The sequence below is a fragment of the Xylanibacter caecicola genome (genome assembly GCF_013166515.1).
Classification (GTDB): domain Bacteria; phylum Bacteroidota; class Bacteroidia; order Bacteroidales; family Bacteroidaceae; genus Prevotella; species Prevotella caecicola.
Genome location: NZ_JABKKJ010000044.1, coordinates 1 through 8,294, shown reverse-complemented (window position 1 = coordinate 8,294; position 8,294 = coordinate 1). Strand labels below are relative to the sequence as shown.

Annotated in this window: 7 protein-coding genes and 2 pseudogenes; 5 read left to right on the top strand and 4 right to left on the bottom strand. The window is 49.1% G+C overall.

Annotation, left to right across the window (positions count from 1 at the left end; all coding sequences use genetic code 11):
* Positions 1–123: 123 nt before the first annotated feature.
* The 5 genes and pseudogenes from HPS54_RS12410 to HPS54_RS12390 form a co-directional block, all read left to right on the top strand.
* Positions 124–630, top strand: a pseudogene (locus HPS54_RS12410) (RteC domain-containing protein); the annotation flags it as partial.
* Between the two features lie 218 nt (positions 631–848).
* Complete coding sequence (locus HPS54_RS12405) at positions 849–1,208, top strand: helix-turn-helix domain-containing protein (RefSeq protein WP_004325475.1); 360 nt, start codon at positions 849–851, stop codon at positions 1,206–1,208.
* The gene (locus HPS54_RS12400) at positions 1,171–3,216 is read left to right on the top strand and encodes a bifunctional DNA primase/helicase (protein ID WP_172345740.1); all 2,046 of its coding nucleotides are present in this window, start codon (positions 1,171–1,173) and stop codon (positions 3,214–3,216) included. The genes HPS54_RS12405 and HPS54_RS12400 overlap by 38 nt, the downstream gene beginning before the upstream one ends.
* A 12-nt stretch (positions 3,217–3,228) precedes the next feature.
* Positions 3,229–3,507: a helix-turn-helix domain-containing protein gene (locus tag HPS54_RS12395; protein ID WP_016276694.1), complete on the top strand. Its 279-nt coding sequence runs from the start codon at positions 3,229–3,231 to the stop codon at positions 3,505–3,507.
* Positions 3,508–3,906: 399 nt separating this feature from the next.
* Positions 3,907–4,425, top strand: a complete 519-nt coding sequence (locus HPS54_RS12390) for a dihydrofolate reductase family protein (RefSeq protein ID WP_172345739.1) — start codon at positions 3,907–3,909, stop codon at positions 4,423–4,425.
* A gap of 97 nt (positions 4,426–4,522) precedes the next feature.
* Here HPS54_RS12390 and HPS54_RS12385 read toward each other — a convergent pair whose 3' ends face one another.
* From HPS54_RS12385 to HPS54_RS12370, 4 genes and pseudogenes are all read right to left on the bottom strand, one after another.
* Positions 4,523–6,610, bottom strand: coding sequence for a type IA DNA topoisomerase (locus HPS54_RS12385; protein WP_172345738.1), 2,088 nt, complete (start codon positions 6,608–6,610; stop codon positions 4,523–4,525).
* Complete coding sequence (locus HPS54_RS12380) at positions 6,607–6,801, bottom strand: hypothetical protein (RefSeq protein ID WP_172345737.1); 195 nt, start codon at positions 6,799–6,801, stop codon at positions 6,607–6,609. Before HPS54_RS12380 ends, HPS54_RS12385 begins: the two co-directional genes overlap by 4 nt.
* Before the next feature lie 4 nt (positions 6,802–6,805).
* Positions 6,806–8,128 (bottom strand): DUF3945 domain-containing protein, encoded by a 1,323-nt coding sequence (locus HPS54_RS12375; protein ID WP_172345736.1) that lies wholly within the window; start codon positions 8,126–8,128, stop codon positions 6,806–6,808.
* A 70-nt stretch (positions 8,129–8,198) separates the two neighbouring features.
* A pseudogene (locus HPS54_RS12370) lies at positions 8,199–8,294 on the bottom strand (IS4 family transposase); the annotation flags it as partial.

The following is an 8,294-nucleotide window of genomic DNA, read 5'->3' as shown; positions in this document are numbered from 1 at the left end:
TTGTTTTGTCAGTTAAAAACTTTGGCTCCGTCCTCTCTTGGGGGCGCGCCCCCAAGAGAGGACGGACAATACTCTGAAAGAGGTAATTCCTAAATCAAAATTTTGCACTTCGATTTGGAATCTTCAGATTTTTACCAATACTATCGGTCAAAATCCACTTATATGGATAACTTGTATTTCGTTCGCAAGAAAACGGATATTCAGTTATTGCTTGACAGTTTCCAATATGACCGTGACCCGTTGTTTTCAACGGAATACGATTATAAGATTGCGAAGATATTATGTAACGAAATGTTGCGCATATATTTAAATCAACGGTTGGTAAAACTTGGGAATACGAATCAGTTAGAACACAAGCTGCAACAACTGGATAAGTATATTTTCCGCTTTACAGGCAAAAAGGCATATCTTATTGAATTGGGATATTCTCTTGTATCTTCGGGCGACATAAACAATGGCAACGTGGAGATAAAAGAAATGATGAATTTCCTTAGCACAATATTCCACATTGATTTAGGGAATTATTACGCTTCATACATAGCCATGAAAGAGAGAAAAGACCGGACGGCATATCTTCATCATCTGATAGATAATCTTGTTAAGCGGATGAATGAGGATGATATGAAATAATCTCCAGTATTCCAGTATGTAAGAAGTACCATGTTCTCCCCAACATGGTGCTTTCTTTTTATGGTGAAATCTACTTTGAAAAATGACATTTTGGGGAACTTTTACGCCAATATTCCCCTAAAAATAGCTTGAAAAAAAGTAATACCATGATAGATATAACCATGACTTTTAGGTTATTTCTTCTCCCGAACTTTGCGGCAAATCAATAAGTTAGCAATATGGAGATTATAACATTTGAGTCAAAAGCCTATAAGGAACTTGACAACAAGATTACCGCCATAGCAGACTACATTTTCAATCACTTGGACGAAAACAAGACCGATGAAGATGAAATTTGGGTGGATAGTTACGAAGTCTGCACGTTCCTGAAAATCAGTGACCGTACTTTACAACGCCTACGGGCGGCAGGAATGATTTCTTACTCCGACATCAAGGGGCATTACTTTTACAAGATTAAGGAAGTAAAGCGAATGTTGGAAGAGCGCCTGATTAAGCGTGATAAGGAGTGTATAAATGAACTGATAACCAATCATCAGAAATATGTTAAGGAAAGAAGAAATTCTAAGCAGAACAAATAACGGTCTGCTTGTTTTCAAACATTACTTACCCGGTGACTGGCGTATTGGCAGGCACTTTCTTAATCCTCTTTATCAAGATAAGAAAGCATCCTGTAATATCTACTTTGACCGCCATAGCGGTATGTACAAGATGAAAGACTTCGGTAATGACAGTTACAGCGGCGACTGTTTCTTCCTCGTGGGGCAGTTAAAGGGGCTGGACTGCAACCGGGCGGCTGACTTCGTGGAAATACTGGAAACCATCGACCGGGATTTGGGCTTGGGGCTGGCTTCCGGCACTCCGGTTTCCATTCCCCCGGCAACCGTCTGCCGGGCAGTGCCGGACAAACCCGAAGAAACACCCGAAAAGCCCGTCAAGCCCTACCAGTTCCGGGAACAGAAATTGCCGCTTGCCGAATTAGTGTACTGGCAACAGTACGGCATCACGCCCGAACTGCTGGAACATTACAAGGTCTGTTCGCTCCTGGAGTACAACAGCGAAACGGCAGAGGGGAAACCGTACACCTACACTTCATCTGTGGCAGAACCCATGTACGGCTACAAGGGCAAGCAGCACATCAAACTGTACCGTCCGTTCTCCACACCCCGCTTCCTCTACGGCGGCAGCTTCGGCGAAAACTACTGTTTCGGACTGGAACAACTGCCCGCCAAAGGCGATACGCTCTTTATCACGGGTGGCGAGAAAGACGTACTTTCACTGGCGGCGCATGGTTTTCACGCTATCTGCTTCAACAGCGAAACGGTGACGATACCACCCACGCTGGTTTATAGGCTGACATTCCGCTTCAAACACATCGTCCTGCTCTTTGACATGGACAAGACGGGCAGGGAAAGCTCACGCAAGCAGGAAAAACTATTGGAAGAATTTGGCGTGAAACGCCTGCTGCTCCCGCTTCCGGGAACGAAAGAGGAAAAGGACATATCCGACTACTTCAAAGCCGGGAACACCCGTGAAGATTTCCAGAAACTGTTTATAGAATTTTTAGACAACCTGTATAGCGACACATTGATTATGCTAAAATCATGCGAGATAGATTTCAACAACCCGCCTGCCAAAGCGCAAGAGATTATTTCGGCGGGTGACGTTCCGTTAGGAACACAAGGCAACCTGTTCGGCATCACCGGGGGCGAGGGAACGGGAAAGAGCAATTATGTAGCCGCAATCGTGGCGGGCTGCATCTGCCCGGCTGGTGCGGAAGTAGATACGCTGGGCATACAGATAACCGCCAACGGCAGGCACAAGGCGGTCTTGCTTTACGATACCGAGCAATCGGAAGTGCAACTGTTCAAGAATGTAAGCAACCTGCTGGCACGTGCCAAACAGCCGGACAAACCCGATGAACTGAAAGCGTTTTGTCTTACCGGTATGTCACGCAAGGAACGCCTGAACGCCATTGTGCAGAGCATGGATAAGTTCTACTACCAGTACGGCGGCATCCAGTTGGTCGTCATTGACGGCATCGCAGACCTTGTAAAGAGTGCCAACGATGAAGCGGAAAGCGTGGCGGTGATAGATGAACTTTATCGGTTGGCGGGCATCTACAACACCTGTATTCTTTGTGTGCTGCACTTCGTCCCGAACGGTTTGAAACTGCGGGGACATTTGGGTAGCGAGTTGCAGCGCAAGGCGGCTACTATCCTTTCGATAGAGAAAGACGAAGAACCTACCCAGTCAGTGGTAAAAGCACTGAAAGTAAGGGACGGAAGCCCGCTGGACGTTCCTCTGATGCTCTTTGCATGGGACAAAAAAGCCGGGATGCACGTTTACAAGGGTGAGAAGCCACGAGAGGAAAAGGAGAAGCGCAAGGAAAGGGAACTGGTAGGTGTTGCCCGTGATATTTTCGGACGACAGGCACATATCACTTATATAGACCTTTGCGAACAGTTGCAGCAGGTCTTGGATGTCAAGGAACGCACCGCAAAGAGTTATATCCGCTTTATGCGTGAACGGGAGATTATCATTAAAGACCCGGTGAACCAAAGCTATTTTATGATAGGTCTTATTTAATCCGGTAGCCTTATGTATATAGATAAAGAAAACTTCGTGGCTTGGATGGAGCGTATCATGGATAGGCTCGATATGCAGGACAAAAAGATAGACCGCCTGTTAAGCGGTCACAATTACCTGAACGGTGAAAAACTCCTTGACAATCAGGATTTGTGCTTTATGCTGAAAGTGAGTACCAAAACCTTGCAACGTTACCGGAAGAAAGGAATACTGCCTTACTTGACGTTAGACGGAAAATATTTCTATCGTGCAAGCGACATACACAAGTTAATCCGTGAACGCATGGATTAAGTGATAATCAATATCATATATTTTCTTCTTTAAATCCTGTCTTGTTATGATAATAAGGCAGGATTTCTATTATTTGCAAGGTTATTCCGGTGATTTTCGCTACTTTTGCAAAAGTAACATAAGATAATAACGGCGGTTGAACAGTTTCGGCTGCAATATCGTCATTATATATAACATATTCGTTCGCCGAATATCTCACTACGAAAACTGGCACTTTTCAAAAGAAACGGGATTTTCAGCGCAATGTCTATGCTATGCTTTGTCATAGCGTGGACTTGCCTGTTTCGTTTCTTTGGGTATGCCAGTCCCTCGTAGTGGAGCAGTGTAAGTTCACGCTTCTTTTTTGAGGTATCAACGAATAGGTTGAAAAAGATTATCAACTGTTTAATACCTGATAGGATGAAACAAATTAAAGCGCATATCGCCGTATCTCTTGACGGACATACAGCTACCTTAGACAAAGAACTGGATTGGTTACCCAATGAAGTAAAAACTATCGTTGGCAAATACTATTTGGATGCAGATTGCCTGCTTATGGGGGCGAACACCTACAACTACATCTTTGAACACTGGGGCGGGTGGCCGCACAAAAGCAAAAGGTCTTTTGTGGTATCACACTACGACACCAACGTGACGCCGGACTGCGGCGTGGAGTTCCTGACCGAAGAACCGCTGCAAAGGGTCTATGAACTGAAACAGGAAATCGACATACTGGTGGTGGGCGGCGGCAAACTGCTTACTTCATTGATTAAAACCGGGTTGCTGGACAGCCTGACAATATACACCGTCCCGGTCATGGCGGGCAAAGGCATCGGCTTTATCGGGGAAACATCCGGCTCACATTGGCAACTCTCGGAAAGCAGGGTGCTGGATAACGGGGTGGTCTGTTCGACCTACCTGTTTGGCGGGAGCGTATAAAAAAATGCGCCCGGTTCCCGCCGGGCGCAACCACTAAAATTTCAATTATTATAAGTTGTAAAACCTATCACAATGAAATTTCAGTGGCAAAGATAGGCTATTTCTTCGGTTTCGCTTTCTTTTCGGGGAATGAAAAACCGATATTGAACTGTTCGTCCAGTACCAGCGAAGCATCGAAAGCCTTGCCGTTCTTGCCCTTGAAGCCCTTGATTAGCCCGGTCTTGCGTTTCGTCACCAGCTCGACAATCTGCTTGTCGGAAAGCTGCTTGTCGCACTTGTTGCGGAATATGGTAAGCGTGCAGTCCACGTTGGAACACTTCGCCACTTTCGGGTAGAACAGGATGCGCCCGTTATTGCATTTGGGGCAGGAACAAGTTTCGCCATTGGCGATAGATAACTGCACCGATAGCAATTCCGCCGTGATTTGAGCGGCGTACACCTCAATGCCCTTTCGGAACGTGTCGGCATCCATGCTTCCCGCTTCTATCTTGGAAAGGGCGGTTTCCCACATACCCGTCATTTCGACATCGGCAATCTTCTTGTCCTTGACTATCTTGTAAACGGCAAGCCCCTTGTCGGTAGGCACAAGGTTCTTCTTCTCACGCACGATGTACTGGCGGGCGAACAGCGTTTCGATAATCGCCGCACGGGTGGCGGGCGTGCCTATCCCGGCATCTTTCAGGCTGGCTTTCAGTTCGGCATCCTCCAGCTCCCTGCCTGCGTTTTCCATTGCAGCAAGCAGGCTGCTTTCTGTGTGCAGCGGTTTCGGCTTGGTCTGCTTTTCGAGCAGATCCACGCCGGAGAGTGGCAAATATTCTCCCTCTTGGAGCGGCGGCAGGCTGGCGGCTTCTTCATCCCCGCCCGTTTCTTGCTCGCCGAACACGGCACGCCACCCAGTTACTTTCATTACAGACCCTTTCACCGTGAAGTCGGTATCTCCAGCCGACAATATGGCGGTGGTAACGTCTTTCACGCACTTGCCCGAAAAGGCTTCCAGCATACGCCCGGCTACCAGCTCGTAAACCGCCCGTTCGTCTTTGGAGAGTTCTCCGGGCAGGTTCTCGGTAATGATTAAGGCGTGGTGGTCAGTCACTTTGCTATCGTTCACGCTGCGGCGGTTCAGTGCCGTACCGTCCAGCCCGGCGGCATACCCGGCAAAGCGGGGGTATTGCTCCAGCAGGGCGACACGCTCCGGCATTTCATCGAAAACGTCTTCCGGGATATAGCGTCTTCCGGTTCTCGGGTAGGACATCACTTTCTTTTCATACAGGCTTTGCGCTATGGAAAGCGTCTTGTCAGCCGAGAAATTCAGCTTCGTGTTCGCTTCCTTTTGCAGCGTGGTAAGGTCGTACAAAAACGGCGGTTCTTGGCTGGCTTCTTTCCTCTCAACGGATTTCACGGCAAGCTGCCCTGCATCCTTAACCCGTTGCAGGGCGGCTATGGCTTCGGGCTGCTGTTCCCACTTGGCGGTCGATTGGGCGGTGAAACTTATCCCCCCGCTGGCGGTCGCCGCTTTGAGTTGCCAAAACTTGGCGGGTACGAAATTCTTGTTCTCCAAATAGCGGCTGCATATCATCACGAGCGTGGGTGTCTGCACCCTGCCCAGCGAGAACACCCCCTGCCCGGCGGCTACGCTCAACGCTTGGGTGGCGTTTATCCCTATCAGCCAGTCCGCTTCGCTGCGGGACTTGGCAGAAAGGTAGAGGTTATCGTAACATTCGCCCGGCTGCAAGTTATCCAGCCCCTCCCGGATTGCCTTGTCGGTAAGGCTGCTTATCCACAGGCGCACGAAAGGCTTGCGGCAGTTCAGGTAATGGAAGATATAGCGGAAGATTAACTCACCCTCACGTCCGGCATCGGTGGCGACAATAATCCGGTCGCACTGGTCGAACACTTCCTTTATCACTTTCAACTGTTTCAGCACGCCGGGGTCTGCCTTGTAACCTTTCTCCGCTTTCACCTGACGGGGGATTAGTTGGAAATCGGGCGGCAGTATGGGTAGGCTCTCCCTGCGGAAGTTCGCCACGCCGTAGGCTTCCGGCATGGCAAGCTGGATTAAGTGGCCGAACGCCCATGTCACCATATACCCGTTGCCGGAAAGATAACCGTCATTACGCTGGGTTGCACCGATGATGCGGGCGATGTCTTTTGCCACACTGGGCTTTTCTGCTATCAATGCAATCATGTTGTTTCTTTCTTATGGTTTGTTACTGACTTGATTTTCCGTAAAATTTTACGGTCATAATAAATATGGTAGCCGCCCACGTAATACTGGCGGTTGTGCCTGTCTATTTCTTTCCAGTCGGTTTTTAAAGAAAGGACTATGAAGAAAATCAGGACGACAAGCGGAATAGCTATAATATAGATTAGCTGCATACCTTTATAATTTCATTCCTTTGGACTTCTTGGGCTTGTCCGCTTTCAGGCTCTTGTCCTGCGCCTTGTCTTGTTTCTCTTTCTGCTTGGCGGTGGGCTTGTCCTGCCCCTGTTTCAACGGCTCTTTGCCCTGCTTGGTGGCTTCGTTGGTCTTGCCCTCCGAATTGACCGCTACCTGCGTCCGGCTCTCGGCGGCGGGGGTAACGTCTTTCGGCTGTACCTTGTCGGAGGATTTGCCCTGTGCGCCGGGCTGCACATGACCGTTGAACTCAACGCCCTTGCCGTCCTTTAACCCGGCTACCTGCTGCTCTACGGGCTGTTGTCCCTGCTGCAAGAACTGGACGGCAGACCTCGGCAGGAACTCCAAGCCACGCTCCACCGCACTGACCTGTAAATAGGCACTGCGCTTCGTGCCGTCCCTGAATTGCAGGTTTTCCATTTTCACCGCTTGCCCGGCTTCAAAGGCGGCTTTCTGCTCCGGGCTGACTTGCACGCCGCAAATGGTATCGGGGCATTTCCACTTGTCAGCCCGCATATATTCCAGTTCGTGCGTGTACCTGTCCCGGCTGACGAACACGAAGATTTGCTCGCCGCTTTTCGGGTCTTTGATTTCAGCGATGCCGCCCAAGTTGCCTGTGCCTTGCAAGTTGCCCTGTTCCTGCTTGGTGAAGTCGTGTTCATGGAACGGGCGTTGCAACAGCTTTTCGTCCTGCTGCACGCCGTGCAACTTGGGTACTACCGTGCCGTCCTTTGCCTGATAGAAAGAGAGCTTGACATCGGTAGGTTTGAGGTAGAAGCCGCCCACCGTCCCCGAAACGGTGTAGGTGTTGCGGGATTTGTAGCCACGCATCACCCGGTCGAAGTCCTTCGTGTTTTTCAGGGTGTCGGCGGTGATTCCGACTTTTTTCAGGTTCTCCCAGTCAATTTTTGACGGGTCGAATCGGTAGCCCTGCTTGAACTCGTGGAAGTCAGGCTTCGGAACTCTTAACATTTCAACCCGCTTGTCGCCCTCCGGCGTAGGGTTGCGGTGGTTGTTCTCGATTGCCTTTGCGTTCTGCTCCGCTTGGGAAGCCTTTACGCTGAACAGTTCCAGCCCGGAAGTGTCCTGAAACTTGCGGAAGAAATTGGAAATGAAGTTGCTGAACACATCGCTGTTCTTGTCCACCTGCATGAACTCGCCGCCATGTCCGGTAGTGGGTAGTACGGTCTGCAAATTGCCCTCCTTGTCGATACCCTTAACGGCACTCACCTTTCCCTGCTGTTTATCCAAGACCAGCAGCACGTCTTTTTCCTGCCCCTCTGCGGGTGGGGTCATTCTGTTTGCCATAAATAATTGGAATTTTAGTGGTTACGGGAATAGTCCCGCTCACTAGTGTCCCATTAAAATTGGGACGTTGTTAAAAATCAAATAAACTTGGTCCATCAGGTTCAAATCGTTCTTTGTCATTTTGAAATTTAGTTTTGTCAAAGAGGTCTCGAAGAGGCGTTTTATC